The organism is Brucella sp. IR068 (assembly GCF_049065885.1).
Taxonomy (GTDB): domain Bacteria; phylum Pseudomonadota; class Alphaproteobacteria; order Rhizobiales; family Rhizobiaceae; genus Brucella; species Brucella intermedia.
Map to the genome: position 1 here is coordinate 1 of NZ_JBAKHE010000020.1, position 17,761 is coordinate 17,761.

A 17,761-nucleotide genomic window follows, 5' to 3' on the forward strand; every position below is an offset into this window, starting at 1 on the left:
TTAAGGAGCACCAGATCAGGAGAAGCCATCAGTCGTGCACGGATATTGGCAAAGTCTGCCGGATCATCGACATAGCGGTGGATGACCCTTGCGATATCCTTCTCGTCAAAGGTGGAGCGCTCATTGCCAAGCTGTCTGAGGAGAGGCTCTGGATCGGCAAGCAGCCGGGCGGTCATTTTGCGCCGGCGCGCCAGATCGGCAGGTGCAAAATACATCTCGACGCCCTTGCGCATCATCGCCGACTTTCCGGGTCCCAGATGCCTCTGGGCAATCCCGTCAAGTCCCTGTTCGGCATGGGAACGACCGTCAAGGCGGATGTCACGGCCAGCAAGTGCCAGATAACGGCTGGCTGTTTGCGCCCAGGCGATCTTCCACGCCTTCATTGTCTCCCTGTTGCCCGCCCAACACGTATAAACAATATCCCCGTTATGGCGATTTGATTTTACCTCACGTAGTGGCTTCCCGTCGGGTCGGCGAACCGGCATATATTTGGGACCAAACCCTTCTTCCGTCAGCGGCCTCAATGCGGTCATCAGGTGGATATGAGGATTGCCGCCCTTATCGTGATAGACCCAGTCAGCGATCATACCCTTCGAAGTCAGATTGTCCCGGATGAACTCCTGAACCAAACCGATATTCTCCACCCGCCTCAGTTCCTCCGGCAGCGCGATGATCAACTCACGGGCGAGTTGTGCATCCACACGCGTCTCAAATGCGTCAACCGCATTCCACAGTGTCTCGCTTGCCGCAGCCACCGTTTTCCCCTCGATAGCGGTCTGCAGCCACGCTGGAATATCTTCCGGCAACGCCAGTTCTTCATGGACCAAATCATCGTCGCCGCCGCGATAGTTAAACAAGGTTCCGGTCTGTTCGTCTCTCATCCGAGTGCGATGGCGATAGGCGGCAGCCGAGATGATGTTGCGTCCCGCTCCCCTGCCGATCATCTGTGCTCGCATGAACATGATTGCCACAACGTTCTCCTGTTCACATGACAACGCCAGCGAGTGGGCTCCACCCAGACAAAGTCCGAAGAAAATCTCATAGGAAACGTCACCAACGTTGACCATTGACGCGATTAGACTATATATATTATATATAGTCAAATGGTAGCGTTCTTTCCGGAAATGCGGCCACTTCTGAGCACTACTGATTGAACTTACAAACCATCCAAATACGCAAACATGGCGATATTCATACAGTTACTTCAATCAGAGTTTCTTTATGTATCAACAGACAAGCAGAGAGCACACTCGCAAATCTAATCGCGCGGAATCCAGATTGTACCCCGGTTCAATACCGCTCGCGGAAAACCCAGTTTTGACTAGCAATTGCGGTTCGTGCACAGCTATCAACAGCTAATCAAAGTTTCTTCGAGCTGATGGAACTGGCCGAGACAACAGGCAGCATCAACGCGCGTTGGCTTGCACTATGCCGGCAAAACGCTTTTATAAGCCCTGTCTAGACGGAACCAAAAATTTAGTCTTGCTCCTGCGCCTTGACAAAACGCGCAGCTTTCGGTCAAATTGGAACAAAAAATGAACATTATGGACAAATGCAATGCGTATCACAGGAAAGCTCGACTATCTCGAAATGCCGACTGGAAACGGATCGCTCAATGCGACCAAGAGCTTCTACGCGCGTGTTTTCGATTGGTCTTTTATCGATTATGGCCCAACCTATTCCGCCTTTTCAGAAGGATTGGACGGCGGTTTTGATGCCGACAGAGAGGCCACCGCGAAGCCTTTGCCCGTCCTGTATGCCGCAAAGCTGGAAGAAACGCTGGCTGCCGTGACGGAAGCGGGTGGAACGATTGTGAAACCCATTTTTGCCTTCCCGGGCGGACGTCGCTTCCATTTCACTGACCCTGCGGGCAACGAACTTGCGGTCTGGAGCGACAAGTAGCCTGCCAAGGAGCGATGTCAGCAAGGTTGACAGGGTTGGTTCCATGACAATGATGAAGCGCGTTCAATACGATTCACACTGACAGAAATTGGTAAAATGCGTTTCATTCTGCCCTCTATCCTACTATCCTTTATTGCAGCCCCCGCCTTTGCTGAAACCAAGCCCCCTTTGAAAGAAGAAGCGCCGCTCAGCCGCTGTGCGGAATTCTTAAAAGGCATGAATATTGTCGAGAAAGGCAAAGGCTTTGCCGTTCGGGATAGCCATGATGGCTGTGTGATCTCAAACGCATTGTTCAGCTCCGGCGATCTGATGAGTTGGGCGTTTGACCGGGTAGAGATTGAAGGCGACCGGCTTCGTGACTTTATGTCCGACACGCCGGATATGGCTTCAAGCCCACCGCAATGGGCGCGTCTGGCCATTGACGGTGTGCGGCTGTCCCTCAAGGTCGATGATAAACTGACCAAGTTCATAAGTTCTGTTCAGCAAACGCCGTCTGACTTTACAGCTTCCTACCGTTTCGATCCGAAAGACGGCTATCTGTACATCCAGAATGCCGAGATGAGCAATGTCAGGCTGGGCAAGGTCGCCATTTCAGGTGAATTCAACCTGCCTACCGAATCATCCATCGCTCAGCTGGCAGCAAATCCGACAGCGACCCTTTCCCGTTTGCATCTGCGTCTTGATAATCAGGGAATATGGGAGAGCCTGATTGTGCCCTCTCTCGCCAACGTGGTCTTCCGCGCTTGGTCAAACGTTGATGCAGATCCAGAAGCAGCAATCGCTCAGTACATCACTGTGGCAAGTGCCGCCGTACAGGCGATGCCCGACAGCCAGATTGATGCAGAATCGAAAAAGGCATTGCTGCGCTTCATCCAGGACATGCCTAATCCGACTGGCTATTTCGCACTTGATTTGAGCTTTGAAACACCTCTTCCAATCGGCCTGAGCGATTTGTCTCCCGAAAAGCTCGCCCCCCGCGCATTGTCAGATGCAAAAATGAGCGTGAGCTACAAGGCACGTTAGAGCATTTGCAGCAAAAGTGCGAAGCGCGGGGAAATCAGTCCACTGGACTGATTCCAGGCCCCGCTTCAACGCACCGGATAATTCGTGAAAACAAAGAGTTACAGCGGTCCCCATGCTCCAATCTTGACTGGAACGGCTGTAATCAGCATCGAAAATGGCCTAGCGGGTTCACTTCAAACTGACCCCGCTCAATTGCTCTTTCTATCGGCCTTTTGAACTCTTTCCGGCGAAAACTGCTTCACCGGCTTTGCGGGGGAAATCTAGAGCATTTCCTGTTTTTCATGAACCATTGGAAATGCTCCATCTGTTTGTTTTATCGCATGTCTTTAACCCGAAACCGGTGCCCACTTTCGGGAGACATGCTTTAGCTCGCTTCGCGCAGGCGTTCCGCCGTCTGCAAATCCACCGAAACGAGCTGGCTCACGCCCTGCTCGCCCATGGTGACACCGAACAGACGGTTCATGCGCGCCATGGTGATCGGGTTATGGGTGATGACCACGAAGCGTGTTTCGGTCGAAGCCGCCATTTCATCCATCAGATTGCAGTAGCGCTCGACATTGTGATCATCGAGCGGCGCGTCCACTTCGTCAAGCACGCAGATCGGTGCCGGATTGGTTAGGAACACCGCAAAGATGAGCGCCATGGCCGTCAGTGCCTGTTCACCGCCGGAAAGCAGCGTCATGGTCTGCGGCTTCTTGCCGGGCGGGCGGGCGAGAATTTCAAGGCCTGCTTCCAGCGGATCGTCGCTTTCGATCAGTTGCAGTTCTGCCGTGCCGCCGCCGAAGAGATGCGTGAACAGGCGCTGGAACTGCACATTCACAACGTCAAATGCAGCCAGCAGGCGCTCACGTCCCTCACGATTGAGGCTCTGGATTGCCTGGCGCAGTTTCTTGATCGCCTCAATGACGTCTTCCCGCTCGGAGACGATGGTATCGAGACGTCCGGATAGTTCCTGCTGCTCTTCATCAGCGCGCAGATTGACCGCGCCAAGCCGCTCGCGCTCGATCTTCAACCGCTCGAGCTGACGTTCCAGCTGATCGGGATCAGGCAAGGCTTCGTCCGGCTTCAAGCCTGTCTGGCGAATAGCCTCATGCGGAGGACAGTTCAAGGCTTCCGCGATGCGGGCTTCCGCATCCTTGCGCCGCTCTTCCGCCGCCGCAAGCCGTTCTTCGGCACGCGCACGCTGTTCGCGGCTCGCCGCCAGCTGCTGGATGGCAAGGGTAGCCGTCTTGTCGAGTTCCGCCTGCGCGGCTTCCGCCTCGGCCAGAATGTCGCCCGCCTGCTTGCGAAGGGCATCAGCCTGCGAGAGCTCGTTCAAAAGCGCCCGGCGACGGCTCTCGATCTCGTCAGGCGCTTCCGCAAGTGCCTCGGCTTCATCCGCCGTTTCCGCCCGACGATCATTCAATGCCTCTATATGGCGGCCGGCATTCTCCGCGCGGGATTTCCAGTTGCGGCGCTCCAGCGCAATCATTTCCAGCCGCCGCTTGCGGGCATCGGCCTCGCGACGCAGCCCTTCATAGGCAGCACGCGCCTCAGCCAGCGCCGCGCGATCCGCCATGACCTCGCTGCTCAATGCGGCGAGCCGTTCGCCAATCGCATCGATATCCGGCATTTCGCCAAGTCGATCTTCGGCTTCCGCGACGCGCATTTGCGCTTCTTCGAGATTTTCAGTGAGATGCGCCTTGCTGTCTTCCAGACCCGCACGGCGTGTCGCAAGCTGACCTGCGGCGCGTTCGGCGGTAGCCAGGGCTTCGCGCGCTTCATCGAGTTTGCGCTGGTTTGCGCGCCATTGATCGCGGGCGACACGCTCCTGCTCAATGGCCTCGCGAAGACCCGCCTCGGTGCGCTGCACGTCCAGTTCGGCCTGCTCGGCACGCTTGCGGGCTGCAACCGCTTCCTGTTCGAGTTCCGCCAGCCGGTTTTTTTGCGCCAGCCGCTGGGCCGCCGGTGTCGGCGCATCAGCGCTCGCCGTATAACCGTCCCAACGCCAGAGTGCACCCGCCTTGCTCACCAGCCGCTGGCCCGGTTTCAACAAGGCTTGCAGGCGCTTGCCATCACTATCCGAAACAACGCCAACCTGTGCCAGCCTGCGGCGCAATTGCTGCGGCCCTTCCACCAGCCGATCAAGCGGCGTCACGCCCTCCGGCAAAGCAGGATCGGCATTGGCGGCAGGATTGTAAGCCCAATAGACCGGCGCATGTTCATCGCTGGCCGCATCGAGATCTTCGCCAAGTGCTGCGCCGAGTGCGACTTCATAACCCTTCTCAACGCGTAGTTCTTCCACCACTGGCGGGAACTGCCCCTTTTCACCGGCATTCAGAATGCGGGCCAGCGTCTGCGCTTCCGTTTCGATACGGTTCAGTTCAGTGCGGGCTTCGCTCAAAGGCTGGCGGCTGGCGGCTTCCGCCTCACGTGCGTTAGCGACAAGCTCTTCCGCGCTGGCGACCATTTCTTCCGCCGTGGCCAGCGCTTCCGCGCAACGGTCGACCACGATGCGCTTTTCCGCCGGATCGAACAAGCCGCCGATCTGCTCCGCAACCGAAGCTATGTCGCGCTCGATCGCCTCCATCTGAACGGCCAGGCGGTCGCGACGGTCACGGGTTTCCTTCAGGGCCCGCTCGATCTGCACACGTTCCGCAGCCGCTTCTGCACGCTCAGCCGTCACACGGGACAATGCATTCTCGCTGTCCTGCAAGCGAATTTCCGCTTCCTGGAACAACGCGTGCAATTCCTGATCGCGTTCGCCGGATTCCTCGGCAGAAGCGATCAGTTCCTGCTCCTCCTCATCGAGCCGCGCCAGAATATCGGCGTTCTCGCGCATCATTTCTTCTTCGCGCGCTATATCGGCGGAAAGCTGTTCGAGGCGCTTTATCAACTCTGCCCGGCGAGCACGAAGACGCTCGCCTTCCTCGTCCAGCTGGGTCCGGGCAATGGAGAGGCGCTGCAACGCAGCCGCGGCCCTGGCCTCAGCCTCACGCAGTTCGGGCAGCTTGTGCGCGCCGACTGCCTGTGCCTTTGCAGCGTTCATCTGCGCCTGCGCCATGTCGCCAACGGCGGAGGTCGCCTGCGCCAGTGCGCTTTGCGCCTCGCCTTCCTGCATCTTTGCCTGTGACCAGCGCAGATGCAGGAGTGCGGCTTCTGCCCGGCGGATATCTGCGGACAGGGCCTTGAAGCGATTTGCCTGACGGGCCTGCCGCTTCAGGCTTTCGATCTGGCTGCCCAGTTCGCCCACCACGTCATCCAGACGCTCCAGATTGGTTTCGGCGGCACGAAGGCGCAGTTCGGCCTCATGGCGGCGCGTATGAAGTCCTGAAATGCCAGCGGCTTCTTCGAGAAGCGCGCGACGGGCCTGCGGCTTTGCCTGAATCAGTTCACCGATACGCCCCTGCCCGACCATCGACGGCGAACGAGCACCTGTCGACTGATCCGCGAAGAGAAGCTGCACATCCTTGGCGCGCGCTTCCTTGCCGTTGATGCGGTAAACCGAGCCGGATTCGCGTTCGATGCGGCGGGAAACCTGCAACTCATCCGCATCATTATAGCTTGCCGGCGCGCTGCGGTCCGAATTGTCGAGGAAGAGCGTGACCTCCGCCGTATTGCGCGCGGGCCGCGTGGCGGAGCCTGAGAAGATCACATCGTCCATGCCGGAAGCGCGCATGTTCTTGTATGAGTTTTCGCCCATCACCCAGCGCAGCGCTTCGACCAGATTGGATTTGCCGCAACCGTTCGGACCGACAACACCGGTCAGCCCGCCTTCGATGACAAACTCCATGGGCTCGACGAAGGATTTGAAGCCGACAAGACGAAGCTTGGAGAAGCGCATCAGCAAACGCCTCCCGCTATCGTCCCAGAAACGCAAAAAGCGGGCGCAAGGGAGCGCCCGCTTTTCGATCTGAAAAACGGATCAGAGAAGCTTGTCGATGATTGCCGACATTTCGTCAACCGAAAGCGCTCCAGCGTATTTTTGTCCGTTAATGAAGAACGTCGGCGTTGCATTCACACCGAAATCCTTCGATCCACGCTCCATCGTGGCTCTCACATCATCGAGAAGTTGCTGGTTCGTCAAGCAAGCCTTGAACGACTCCTGTGTAAAACCGGCAAGTTTTGCAATTTGCAGGAGAGCGGCTTCGCCGTCTTCGGCAGTCGCCCATTGCTGCTGCTGCTTGAAGAAAACGTCGACCATCGGGAAGTACCGGTCTTCAGGTGCGCAGCGCGCCAGCATGAAAGCGGCAGTCGCGCGCGGATCGAACGGGAACTCACGGAAGATGAGCCGTGCCTTGCCCGTATCAATATATTTTTCCTTGATTTTCGGGAAGGTGTTGATGGTGAAATCGGCGCAATGCGGGCAGGTCAGCGATGCATATTCAACGATGGTGACCGGTGCGTCCGCCTTGCCGTAGACCATGTCCTTGAGCTTGCCGGGTTCGGCAATCCTGGCTGCATCGACTGTGCCTTCCGGACTACGCTGCTGCGCATTCGCGCCACCGGCAAAAGCCAGACCGGCAGCCGCCGCTCCGGCAAGAGAAATAACGTGTCTGCGATTAAACGCTGCAGGCATCCGAATCATCCAGTCCTGTTTCAATAGTTGACTTCGACATACAATCTAAAGCGGCAAGTCGCACTTCGCTAGACCCGCAGCGTTCACATGAAAGTCAGCACCTTGCATTTTTTGTCTTCATATTTGCGACAATCAACCTGGGGCGCCTCTTACAAACTGCTGAAAGCTTGCATCAAATTTATGGCGGCCAGCAGAATTCAATTGCCCTTGCCGTCCTTTCGGCCAGTGGTCCGCTTCTCTGCGAGAATGTTCTTGCCGAGACGGGCAAGCGCTGCGCGAAGCGCATCGTCTTCAATAGCGTCCGTCGCCTTGTCGATACGGCGCTCATCCGCAGGCCCGAGCGGCGCCAGACGCTTCACCCGTCGCTTGGCCGGAATAAGCGGCGGTTTCTGCTCGATGCGGATGCGCCCGACCGCGGAGAAGCCGAGAAACCCGTTGATACGGCTGATGATTTCTCCTGTCTCGTGCTGGACCTGAAGAGCGGCGAACCCTTCACAAGCAATAATCAGCGTTGCAGGAGAAAACGGGTCGTCCTCATGGAGACGGCGTGGCCAGATAATGCGCAGTGGGCGCGAGGTTGCGCCGATGGCGGGACCGACGATGTCTTCCCACGACTGAAGCAAGGCGAGATTGATACCGGCGCGTTTCTGCAGCATCGGATCGACCAGACCCGAAGCCATATCTGCCAGCGGCCGGAAGCCGCGTCTGGATGTTTGTTCGCTCATCGCGCTCCATTATAACCGCGAAACCACTCCACGAACAAAGGAATACCCTGATCGAGCGTGGTTTTCGGACTAAAGCCAAGGTCGCGGGCGGCAAGCGTGATGTCGGCATAGGTGCGCGGCACATCGGCGGCCGGCATGGGTTCGAGCTTGCGGATCGCTTCCTTGCCCGTTGCTTTCTCGATCGCGGCGATGAAATCGTTGAGCATCACGGGCCGGTTGTTGCCCAGATTATAGACGGGTGCCGTATCTCCCGGCTTGTCGACTATGCGTCGCACCGCGCCTACCACCCCGCTGACGATATCTTCCACGAAGGTAAAATCCCGCTGCATCTCGCCATTGTTGAACACGCGGATCGGCTCGCCCTTGAGGATCGCCGAAGTGAACAGCCACGGCGCCATGTCGGGACGCCCATAGGGGCCGTAAACGGTGAAGAAGCGCAAACCGGCAGAGTGGAGCTTATGCACGTGACGATAGGAGTAAGCCAGCAATTCGCCAGAGCGCTTTGTTGCGGCATAGATCGATACAGGATGATCGACGGGATCGCTCTCGGAAAACGGCACTTTTTCGTTTGCGCCATAGACCGACGACGAACTGGCATAGACCACAGGCGGCCGCTTCTCCAGTCGCAGCGCGGTTTCGAAAACCGTGATCTGTCCCTGAACATTGGCCGAGATATAGGCCGAGGGGTTCTCAATGGAATAGCGTACCCCTGCCTGTGCAGCCAGATGCACGATGACATCCGCATCACGGTCGGAGCCGATTGCAGCGGTGAGTGCCGCGGCGTCGGAAATATCCGCCTTCGCAAACCGGAACCCGTCCCGCAGGTGAAGCTTCGAAAGCCGCGTTTCCTTCAACGCAACCGGATAATAATCGTTTACATTGTCAATGCCGACGACCTGCCAGCCCTCGTCCAGCAGTCGCTGCGCGGTATGGAAACCGATAAACCCGGCAGCGCCCGTTACAATCGCTTTCATGCAGTTGATTTCTTTCCCAAAACATATGAGGTGAGCCCGGCGCGCCGTGCCGCCATGATGCGCCTTGATGCAGCCGCGTTGAGCGCCGCGAGGAAGAACATGGTCGAGGATATCGTCACTTCGTGCAACAACGGATTGTGCAGCATGCCGTAGCTGCCGCACACAAGGGCAAAGTAGATCAAGGCTCGCCGCATTGCCCAGCTATCGGCTGTTCGCCACAAATAGACGAAGATGGAGATAAACGCACAGACCATGAAGATGAGACCGACAATACCGTCATTCAGCAACTCGTCGAGCACCGTATTATGCACATGGCGGAAGCCGTCAAGCATCGACGCCTTGTCGCCTGCCTCGGCCCTCACATAGTCCATCTTTGAATAGGAACCGACACCTGCGAGAGGATGGGCGGCGATAACATTCGACGCACTCCTCCACATGACCTCGCGAATATCCGCCGAAACCTTGTCCTCCCAGTTAGCGGCGTGTCCGGTATCGTAATATTCGATCATTCCGGCGAAACGTTTGGAAATGATGCTGCCAACAGGGCCCACCACGACGAGAGCGGCTATTGCTGCAAACAGTATCGCATAGGCAGTTCCCTGCTGCCGGATACTGAAACGCTTCAGGAAGATGACAGTTTCCACGGCTGCGAATATCGGCAAGACCACGATGACTGCCCGGGTTTCGGACGTCAGAACCGCAGCGAACCCCAATACCAGCCACTGCGGACCGTTCGGCAAATATCGCGAAGCCTTACGCAAAGGAATGGCGGCGGAAATCGCCGCTACCCCGGCTACGAATGCAAAGACAGCCTGATTACCGCCGACACCTATGCGCCCCCCGTCGGTCACGGAAAGATAGAGCGCGATAATCAGGGCAAGCAGCGTCCCAACACGCGCGCCAAGGACATAGGCCCGGAGCGGGTCCCGGACAAGCACCATTCCCGAACCGGCAAAAGCAAAAATCGCGATCAGCAGCGTGTAGCCGATCTGGCGGTTGTCGTTGAAAGGCTCCCCCCGAAACAGGATCAGGCCCAACGACCAGACAGCATATAAGATTATAAACAAATAGAATTTTCGGGCGAACATGCGCGTAGTCGCATGACGTCCGCAGGCGAGGTAAATACCGATGCAAGAAAATACGAAAAGTACCAGTGGTCCGAGCCCTACGCGAACGGGCATGGCCGCCGATGCGACTGCAAGTACCCCAGAATCTATCCGACGCCGCAGGAGAAAAGACTTCTTAAAAAAACTCAAACTCTGTCCTCTCTTAAGCTCTTCCTGTCAAAAGAGTAAGCGATTCGTCTGACATAGTCTGTCGCTCGAAACAGAAGGGTGCTTATCCTTTTGTATGCCGGCAGACGCTTTTTGGCGTAAGCCGAGCGCCCCTGAGCGATAGTAGAAGTGGCCATGTCCGAAAATTCGACGACCGGCTTGTCGGTTGTAAAAATCTGATAAGCACCAGCCCATCCTCTTTCCAGTGCGACATCATAAGGAAGCCGCATCGGGCGAAGCGCCTTGAGCAATTTCGAGGCGCCTTCACGGGTAACGACATAAGCCGCGGAACTTCCCAGCGGTCCATGCAAGCAGCGACCAATTGAAAACTGGCTATCAATACGCTGGAAAGACTGGAAAGCAGCGGTTCGGTGATTGACAAGCTTCACTGCGTCCCAGCCTGCCGCCTTCGCCAAATGTGTTAGAAAGGGTTTGAACGCAGGTGTAAAAACGATGTCATCTTCTACAATCACGGCAAAAGGCTCCGGCGCACCGGCTATGATTTCCAATGCTCGTATGTGACTGAAGTAACAGCCAATTTCTGCCGGCATTGCGATTTTACCGTGCCAGCGACGGAACGCTGCCTCATCGAAATCCGTCAGTTCCTCCAATGACAGCAGCTTTCCCTCGACGGCTTCCACGCGCCGGAGTACGATTGAAAGAGCATCGGCGTTGGACTTCAACCTGTCCCAGCGATCCCGGGACCGCGCAAGATTGACGACATAGACAGGTACTGACTGGTTCACTTATTCTCTTTCCAAGGAAGCTTGCCTGGAGACCCCGGCAGATTTCTATGCTTAAGCCTTTCATATGCACAGCATTGTTTCTATGAAGTGTAAAATTAAGGCATTAGAGCGGCTCTCGTGAAGCGGAACAGCGCATCCGTTCTATCTCTTTGCTTTCAGGCATTACCCCACGCAAAACCGCTTCGCACTTTTGCTGGAAATGCTCTAATCAGAATAATGCCCAATTGTTAACCGATGCCGTTCTCATGCTGACTTCCACCACTTCCAATCAAAGCACCAAGCTTCTGCACTGGTATGACCGGCACCACCGCGTCTTGCCGTGGCGCATCAGCCCATCCGAACAGGCATCCGGCATCAGGCCAGATCCCTATCGCGTGTGGCTGTCCGAGATCATGCTTCAGCAGACAACAGTCGAGGCGGTCAAGTCCTACTTTGTAAAGTTCACCGAACGCTGGCCCACGGTTCAGGCAATGGCGCGGGCGAGTGAAGACGATATTCTGCGAGCATGGGCCGGACTTGGATACTACTCGCGTGCACGAAACCTGAAAAAATGCGCCGACGCTGTGGTCCGGCAGCATGACGGCAAGTTTCCGGACAGCGCCGCAGCACTGAAGGAACTGCCGGGCATCGGCGACTATACTTCCGCAGCCATCGCTGCAATCGCCTTTGGTGAAGCGGTCGCCGTTGTGGACGGCAATGTGGAACGCGTGATTTCACGGCTTTACACAATCGACACGCCCCTGCCCGCAGCAAAACCGGAAATCCGCGCGCTCATGGGGCAATTGACTCTCATCGACAGGCCGGGAGATTTTGCGCAGGCGGTGATGGATCTGGGCGCAACCATATGCACGCCGCGGCGTCCAGCTTGTGCCATCTGTCCGCTCAATGACGATTGCATGGCGCTCAAATCCCGCGACCCGGAAAAGTTTCCGGTAAAGGCGCCCAAAGCGGAAAAGCCAATTCGCACAGGCGCGGCATTCATTGCCATTGCCGAAGATGGTTCGGTTTTTCTGCGCAAGCGAAGGGATGAGGGACTGCTCGCCGGGATGACCGAAGTTCCGGGCAGCCGATGGACGGCTCGCATTGATGGCGATACGACCATCGATGCGGCTCCGTTCCCCGCGCGATGGACAGCTTCCGGTTCGATTACGCATGTTTTCACGCATTTCGAACTGCGGCTCTCCGTCTATCGTTCGGAAAATGTCAGCAAGGCTGCATCCAGCGACGGCTGGTGGTCCCGCCCGACCGAGCTTTCAGACGAGGCATTACCAACAGTCATGAAAAAGGCGATCACCGCTGCCATACCAGAAGCTTTCAAAGGGAAGAGGAAAAACCGTTGAGCAGTCCCGTCAAGCACATCGTCTTCGACATCGGCAGGGTTCTTATCCATTACGATCCCGAACTCGCCTATCTCGATATTATTCCCGATGCGTCGGAACGGCGTTGGTTCCTGGAGAATATCTGCACCGGCGCATGGAATATCGAACAGGATCGCGGGAGAACCTGGCATGAGGCTGAGGCGTTGCTGATCGATGCATACCCAGAGAAAAGCGACCACATCCGCGCATTCCGGCAAAACTGGAACCGCATGGTGCCGCACGCTTATGAGGACAGTGTCGAAATTCTGCGGGGTCTCATCGGGAACGGCCACGACGTCACCATGCTGACGAATTTTGCGTCCGATACTTTCCGGGAAGCGCAGGGGCGGTTTCCATTTCTGACTGAAAGCCGGGGTGTCACCGTGTCGGGCGACATCCGCATGCTGAAACCTGACCGGGAAATCTACGATCATCACGTTGCGTCATTCGATCTCGACCCGGCAGCTACGCTTTTCATCGATGACACGATGCACAATGTGGAAGGTGCCAGGCATGCTGGCTGGCAGGCCGTGCATTTTACCGGTGCGAACAAGCTGGCTGCTGACTTGAAAGCACTGGGTCTCGCTTTCTGACCCGGAATTCCCGGTCAGACGAAAACAGCGAAGACGCCCGAAGCCTATGCTTCGGGCGTCTCACTATCAGACTATGCTGGAGGCCGTCCGATAAGAATAAAAGCGCGGGGCAGGCAGTTCAAAACGCGTTCTAGAGCGGTTCCTGTTCTGACAGAATCGCCGGAACCGCTCTAACTATTTGTTTTATGGCATTATCCAACGCAAAACCGTTTCACACTTTTGCTGAAATGCTCTAAGCGCCTGCAGTCGCCATCTGGTCGCGAATGACCTTGCGCAAGGCGTCAATTGGCTTCAGCGTGCCGTTTTCCTCGTAGTGCCAGAAAGTCCAACCGTTGCAGGCATCAAAGCCCTGGACCTTCGCGCCGATACGATGGATCGAACCGGCTTCGCCATTGGCGGCAAGCGTGCCATCGGCCCGCACAATCGCAGCAAAACGGCGGCGTTCATCGGAAAGCACCGTGCCAGGGCGAAGAAGACCGGCTTCTATAACGCTGGTGAACGCCACACGCGGTTCGGCCCGCTTGCCGGTCATCACGGTGAGTTCGGCCTTGCCGAGCGGTTCAACGGCATCAATGCGCGCCGTCGCCGCGTCGATATAGCTTTGTTCGCGCTCGATGCCGACGAAATGGCGTCCAAGACGCTTTGCAACGGCGCCGGTCGTGCCGGAACCGAAGAACGGATCGAGAATGACGTCGCCGGGCTTGCTAGACGCCATCATGATGCGGGCAAGCAGCGCTTCCGGCTTCTGGGTCGGGTGAACCTTGTCGCCGTTTTCGTCCTTGAGGCGTTCCGAGCCGGTGCAGATCGGAAACAGCCAGTCCGAGCGCATCTGCACATCGTCATTGGCGGCCTTCATCGCTTCATAGTTGAAGGTGTAGCCTTTGCCCTTCTGGTCCCGCGAGGCCCAGATCAGCGTTTCATGGGCGTTCTGGAAGCGACGGCCACGGAAATTCGGCATCGGATTCGTCTTGCGCCAGATGATGTCGTTCAGGAGCCAGAAGCCCAGGTCCTGCAACTGCGAGCCGACGCGGAAAATATTGTGGTAGGAACCGATGACCCAAATGGTGCCATTCGGCTTCAGGACGCGGCGGCAAGCCATAAGCCAGGCGCGTGTGAACGCGTCATAGGCCTGGAAGCTTTCGAACTGGTCCCAATGATCGTCAACCGCGCTCACCATCGACTGGTCGGGACGATGCAGATCGCCGCCAAGCTGGAGGTTATATGGCGGATCGGCGAAAATCACGTCCACGGAATGATCCGGCAGGCGTTCCAGAGCAGCGACGCAATCACCTTTGATGATGGAGTCAAGCCAGGCGGTACGCGGAGCCTCGATGGGCAACTCATGCGCAAGACGTACAAGAGACATGGGATACTCGATTACCTGTGGACGCAAAAACTTGTCCTTATGGTTACCGGGCAGGGTAAATATGCAGTTAACGCCAAGTGATTGAAATCGTAAATCTTTTCTTAAACGAGAGGGAAAGTCCGCAGTTCCGGGCTTTTCACGCACTATTGCCCCGAACATTTTGCCGTCTGTCATCTTAACGCCGCGATCGCTGTGCAATGCTGTTTTCGACCACTTGCCCTTGATAAGGCTTGGTTATTCCTTTTTGCCTATAATCGGCAGCCAACTTCTGAATTTGCGTGGCGGGCATGCCAGCCGCCCGCTTGCCCGGTGTTTTTATGATGAATATCGCTGAACTGCGGCATAACCGGTATTTGCGGGTTTTATTCGTACCCTTCCGCATGCGTGCGCTGGTTCGCGGCAGCGAAATTGGCCTCGTTATCGCCGGTGCCGCGATAGGTATCATTTCAGGGCTGATGGTTGCCGCCATAGGCAGTATTTCGCAATGGATGCACCAGGCGATCTTCGCGCTTGAGCCCGGCGAAAAACTCAGTTCGGCTGCATCGCTGCAACCGAGCGCCTATATTGCACCGCTCGCCGGCGGCATCCTGATGGGGATCGTGATCTGGGTTCTTGCGCGATGGCGCAAGCGGCCCATCGTGGACCCGATCGAAGCAAATGCGCTCCATGGGGGGCGTCTGTCGCTCACGGACAGCTTTATCCTTGTCGGGCAGAACCTGATTGCCAACGGCTTCGGTGCATCGGTCGGACTGGAAGCAGCCTATACGCAGCTTGCGAGCGGTTTCGCCTCCCGCATCGGTCGGGCGCTCAAGCTTCGCCGCGCGGATCTGCGGACTTTGGTCGGCTGCGGCGCCGCGGCTGCCATCGCCAGCGCCTTCAATGCACCTTTGACCGGGGCATTTTACGCATTCGAACTTATCATCGGCGTCTATTCGATTGCCACGCTGACGCCGGTCGTCGTGGCGGCGATCATCGGCGCTCTGGTGACGCAGGCAATTGGCGGCGCGCCCTTTATCATCGATATCGGCCAGATCGACGACATCACGCCACGTGATTACGTTCCTGCGCTTGTACTCGGCTTCTTCTCGGCAGGCATTGCCATCCTCATCATGCGCGGCGTGACCTTTGTGGAAAAAGTCGCCCGGCGCAGCGTGGTGCCCAATGTGATGGCCCCGGCGATCGGCGGCGCCATCGTTGGAATGATCGCCTTCCTTTCACCGCAGGTTCTGGCCTCCGGCCACGGAGCGCTCCACCTCGACCTGAATGCAAACATCACCATTCCCGCACTCCTGCTCCTGATCTTTGCCAAATCGCTCGCTTCTGCCGTCTCCATCGGGTCCGGCTTTCGCGGTGGCCTGTTCTTCGCATCGCTGTTTCTCGGTGCGCTGACAGGCAAGCTGTTTGCTGCCGTGGCCGGCGCAGTATTGCCAGCCGGTCTGGCACTCGCACCCGAAGTCTATGCCGTCATCGGCATGAGCTCGCTTGCCGTCGCAGTCGTGGGCGGCCCTATGACCATGACCTTCCTGGCACTGGAGCTTACCGGCGATTTTCCGATTTCCATGCTCGTGCTCGGTGCTGTCGTCTCGTCCTCGCTGATGGTGCGAAAGACCTTCGGTTACTCCTTCGCCACATGGCGCTTCCATCTGCGTGGAGAGGCCATCCGGTCCGCCCATGATATCGGCTGGATACGGGACCTGACCGTCAACCGGATGATGCGCCATGACGTGCGGACCGTGCTGATCGATACCGATATCGAAACATTCCGCCACGATTTCCCGCTCGGATCGACCCAGCGGGTGATCGCGGTGGATGCCAAGGGACGGTATGTCGGCATGATCCCGGTTCCGGAAGTTTACGCCGACAGCTTCGATACATCCGATGGCGAACATAGCATCCGCGAGCTTCTCAAATATCAGGATGAATTCCTGCTGCCTCAGATGAACGCCAAGGAAGCTGTCGTCCGCTTCGACCGGGCAGAAAGTGAAGCTCTGGCCGTGGTGAACAACGCACAGGAGCGCAAGGTGCTCGGCCTCCTCAGTGAAGCGCACACCTTGCGCCGCTATAGCGAAGAACTGGACCGGCGCCGTCGGGAAGTGTCCGGTGAGGTCTGAACGGGATGAAAACAGAAGCGGGATGGAATTCGGCCCCTGGACCGAATGCGCCGCATGGATGCTTCACCCTCTCGCCGGAAAGGCTCCAATTTGACGGCTTCGCCATAAAGGTGTAGCTCAACCCGGTGTTCCGGCTGCTGCCGGTGCTCACTCCTCCCAATAAGAAGGCTATGATCATGGCGGCCCCGTCCCTCATCATTTTCGATTGCGATGGCGTTTTGGTAGATTCTGAAATCATCGCCGCGGAAGTCGAGTCCACACTTCTCACCGAAGCCGGTTATCAGATTGCCGCCGATGAGATGGCCGAACGTTTTGCCGGTCTGACGTGGCAGGATATTCTTCTGACTGTGGAGCGCGAGGCCGGGATTCCGCTTTCAGCGTCGCTTCTCGACAAGTCCGAAAAGATTCTGGACGAAAAGCTCAAGAATGAAGTTCAGGCCGTTGAAGATATCGTTGAAGTGGTATCGGCATTAAAGCTGCCGAAATGCATCTGCTCCAATTCGACCAGTCATCGGCTGGAAAGCATGTTGCAGCGTGTCGGTCTTTACGAGCTTTTTGCGCCCAATATCTTTTCAGCGAAGGAAGTAGGCACCAAAAAGACCAAGCCCGCGCCAGACGTGTTTCTTTATGCAGCCAAGCAATTCGGTGTCGATCCGAAGGACGTCATCGTGATTGAAGATTCCGCGCATGGCATTCAGGGCGCACGCGCCGCTGGCATGCGTGTGATCGGCTTTACGGGCGGCGCTCACACCTATCCGGGACATGCCGACAAGCTGACCGATGCGGGGGCGGAAACCGTCATCCATCGCCACAAGGACCTGCCCAGTGTCATCGAAGCCCTGTCCGTCTGGACCGATGCCTGAATGCGATAGTCCGACGCCTGGCTTCCGTCAGGCGGCGGTTTGCTTGTTGCGTCCCTTGGGCGGGGCATTGAGAATTGCCAGAAGCTCTTCGGCTTCACTTTCAGAGAGGCCGATCAGCAAGCGGGTTCCCATAATGACGGGCTCGCCGGAGGACGTATCGAAGATCGCCCAGGTGTCCGTCGGTTCAAGAATGCGTTCATATTTCTGTTTCATGAGAACACACTAGCCGAAACCTGTTGCCATTCATTTCACGCAGGCAGTTGCATTT

15 protein-coding genes are annotated in these 17,761 nt (G+C 57.0%); 6 read left to right on the plus strand and 9 right to left on the minus strand.

Features of this window, described 5'->3' with window-relative positions; all coding sequences use genetic code 11:
* Positions 1-971, minus strand: a 971-nt coding sequence (locus ACOWVS_RS21410) for a MobA/MobL family protein (protein WP_420973142.1), incomplete at its 3' end; no start/stop codon positions are given.
* A gap of 586 nt (positions 972-1,557) precedes the next feature.
* On the opposite strand from ACOWVS_RS21410, the gene ACOWVS_RS21415 reads away from it, so the two are divergent.
* Both ACOWVS_RS21415 and ACOWVS_RS21420 read left to right on the plus strand, forming a co-directional pair.
* Positions 1,558-1,902, plus strand: coding sequence for a VOC family protein (locus ACOWVS_RS21415; protein ID WP_075042465.1), 345 nt, complete (start codon positions 1,558-1,560; stop codon positions 1,900-1,902).
* A 96-nt stretch (positions 1,903-1,998) separates the two neighbouring features.
* Positions 1,999-2,925 carry a hypothetical protein gene (locus tag ACOWVS_RS21420; RefSeq protein ID WP_006473394.1) on the plus strand — a complete coding sequence of 309 codons (927 nt, stop codon included), beginning with the start codon at positions 1,999-2,001 and terminating at the stop codon, positions 2,923-2,925.
* A gap of 364 nt (positions 2,926-3,289) precedes the next feature.
* Here ACOWVS_RS21420 and smc read toward each other — a convergent pair whose 3' ends face one another.
* From smc to ACOWVS_RS21450, 6 genes are all read right to left on the minus strand, one after another.
* Positions 3,290-6,748, minus strand: a complete 3,459-nt coding sequence (gene smc / locus ACOWVS_RS21425) for a chromosome segregation protein SMC (protein ID WP_006473220.1) — start codon at positions 6,746-6,748, stop codon at positions 3,290-3,292.
* An 81-nt stretch (positions 6,749-6,829) separates the two neighbouring features.
* Positions 6,830-7,483, minus strand: coding sequence for a DsbA family protein (locus ACOWVS_RS21430; RefSeq protein WP_006473221.1), 654 nt, complete (start codon positions 7,481-7,483; stop codon positions 6,830-6,832).
* Positions 7,484-7,680: 197 nt separating this feature from the next.
* Positions 7,681-8,208, minus strand: a complete 528-nt coding sequence (locus tag ACOWVS_RS21435) for a DUF721 domain-containing protein (protein WP_006473222.1) — start codon at positions 8,206-8,208, stop codon at positions 7,681-7,683.
* Complete coding sequence (locus tag ACOWVS_RS21440) at positions 8,205-9,182, minus strand: SDR family NAD(P)-dependent oxidoreductase (protein ID WP_075042464.1); 978 nt, start codon at positions 9,180-9,182, stop codon at positions 8,205-8,207. Before ACOWVS_RS21440 ends, ACOWVS_RS21435 begins: the two co-directional genes overlap by 4 nt.
* Positions 9,179-10,249 (minus strand): O-antigen ligase family protein, encoded by a 1,071-nt coding sequence (locus ACOWVS_RS21445; protein WP_247644470.1) that lies wholly within the window; start codon positions 10,247-10,249, stop codon positions 9,179-9,181. The genes ACOWVS_RS21440 and ACOWVS_RS21445 overlap by 4 nt, the downstream gene beginning before the upstream one ends.
* Positions 10,250-10,434: 185 nt before the next feature.
* A complete protein-coding gene (locus ACOWVS_RS21450) occupies positions 10,435-11,202 on the minus strand; it encodes a glycosyltransferase family 25 protein (protein WP_025091944.1) in 768 nt (255 codons plus the stop codon).
* Positions 11,203-11,447: 245 nt separating this feature from the next.
* Here ACOWVS_RS21450 and mutY point away from each other — a divergent pair, with 245 nt between their 5' ends.
* Positions 11,448-12,542, plus strand: coding sequence for an A/G-specific adenine glycosylase (gene mutY, locus ACOWVS_RS21455; protein ID WP_036564727.1), 1,095 nt, complete (start codon positions 11,448-11,450; stop codon positions 12,540-12,542).
* A complete protein-coding gene (locus tag ACOWVS_RS21460; RefSeq protein ID WP_006470703.1) occupies positions 12,539-13,153 on the plus strand; it encodes an HAD family hydrolase in 615 nt (204 codons plus the stop codon). Before mutY ends, ACOWVS_RS21460 begins: the two co-directional genes overlap by 4 nt.
* 232 nt (positions 13,154-13,385) lie before the next feature.
* On the opposite strand, the gene ACOWVS_RS21465 is transcribed toward ACOWVS_RS21460, so the two are convergent.
* Positions 13,386-14,519: a site-specific DNA-methyltransferase gene (locus ACOWVS_RS21465; protein WP_006470702.1), complete on the minus strand. Its 1,134-nt coding sequence runs from the start codon at positions 14,517-14,519 to the stop codon at positions 13,386-13,388.
* Positions 14,520-14,839: 320 nt separating this feature from the next.
* Here ACOWVS_RS21465 and ACOWVS_RS21470 point away from each other — a divergent pair, with 320 nt between their 5' ends.
* The gene (locus ACOWVS_RS21470) at positions 14,840-16,630 is read left to right on the plus strand and encodes a chloride channel protein (RefSeq protein WP_075042467.1); all 1,791 of its coding nucleotides are present in this window, start codon (positions 14,840-14,842) and stop codon (positions 16,628-16,630) included.
* Between the two features lie 176 nt (positions 16,631-16,806).
* A complete protein-coding gene (locus ACOWVS_RS21475) occupies positions 16,807-17,493 on the plus strand; it encodes an HAD family hydrolase (protein WP_006470700.1) in 687 nt (228 codons plus the stop codon).
* A 27-nt stretch (positions 17,494-17,520) separates the two neighbouring features.
* Here ACOWVS_RS21475 and ACOWVS_RS21480 read toward each other — a convergent pair whose 3' ends face one another.
* Positions 17,521-17,706 (minus strand): hypothetical protein, encoded by a 186-nt coding sequence (locus tag ACOWVS_RS21480; RefSeq protein WP_006466249.1) that lies wholly within the window; start codon positions 17,704-17,706, stop codon positions 17,521-17,523.
* Between the last annotated feature and the right edge of the window lie 55 nt (positions 17,707-17,761).

Excerpts from the sequence above, each read along its gene's own strand:
- ACOWVS_RS21430 (WP_006473221.1), bottom strand. The coding sequence starts at position 7,483 with ATGCCTGCAGCGTTTAATCGCAGACACGTTATTTCTCTTGCCGGAGCG.
- ACOWVS_RS21480 (WP_006466249.1), bottom strand. The coding sequence starts at position 17,706 with ATGAAACAGAAATATGAACGCATTCTTGAACCGACGGACACCTGGGCG.
- smc (WP_006473220.1), bottom strand. The coding sequence starts at position 6,748 with ATGCGCTTCTCCAAGCTTCGTCTTGTCGGCTTCAAATCCTTCGTCGAG.
- mutY (WP_036564727.1), top strand. The coding sequence starts at position 11,448 with ATGCTGACTTCCACCACTTCCAATCAAAGCACCAAGCTTCTGCACTGG.
- ACOWVS_RS21435 (WP_006473222.1), bottom strand. The coding sequence starts at position 8,208 with ATGAGCGAACAAACATCCAGACGCGGCTTCCGGCCGCTGGCAGATATG.
- ACOWVS_RS21440 (WP_075042464.1), bottom strand. The coding sequence starts at position 9,182 with ATGAAAGCGATTGTAACGGGCGCTGCCGGGTTTATCGGTTTCCATACC.
- ACOWVS_RS21465 (WP_006470702.1), bottom strand. The coding sequence starts at position 14,519 with ATGTCTCTTGTACGTCTTGCGCATGAGTTGCCCATCGAGGCTCCGCGT.
- ACOWVS_RS21470 (WP_075042467.1), top strand. The coding sequence starts at position 14,840 with ATGAATATCGCTGAACTGCGGCATAACCGGTATTTGCGGGTTTTATTC.
- ACOWVS_RS21475 (WP_006470700.1), top strand. The coding sequence starts at position 16,807 with ATGGCGGCCCCGTCCCTCATCATTTTCGATTGCGATGGCGTTTTGGTA.
- ACOWVS_RS21415 (WP_075042465.1), top strand. The coding sequence starts at position 1,558 with ATGCGTATCACAGGAAAGCTCGACTATCTCGAAATGCCGACTGGAAAC.
- ACOWVS_RS21420 (WP_006473394.1), top strand. The coding sequence starts at position 1,999 with ATGCGTTTCATTCTGCCCTCTATCCTACTATCCTTTATTGCAGCCCCC.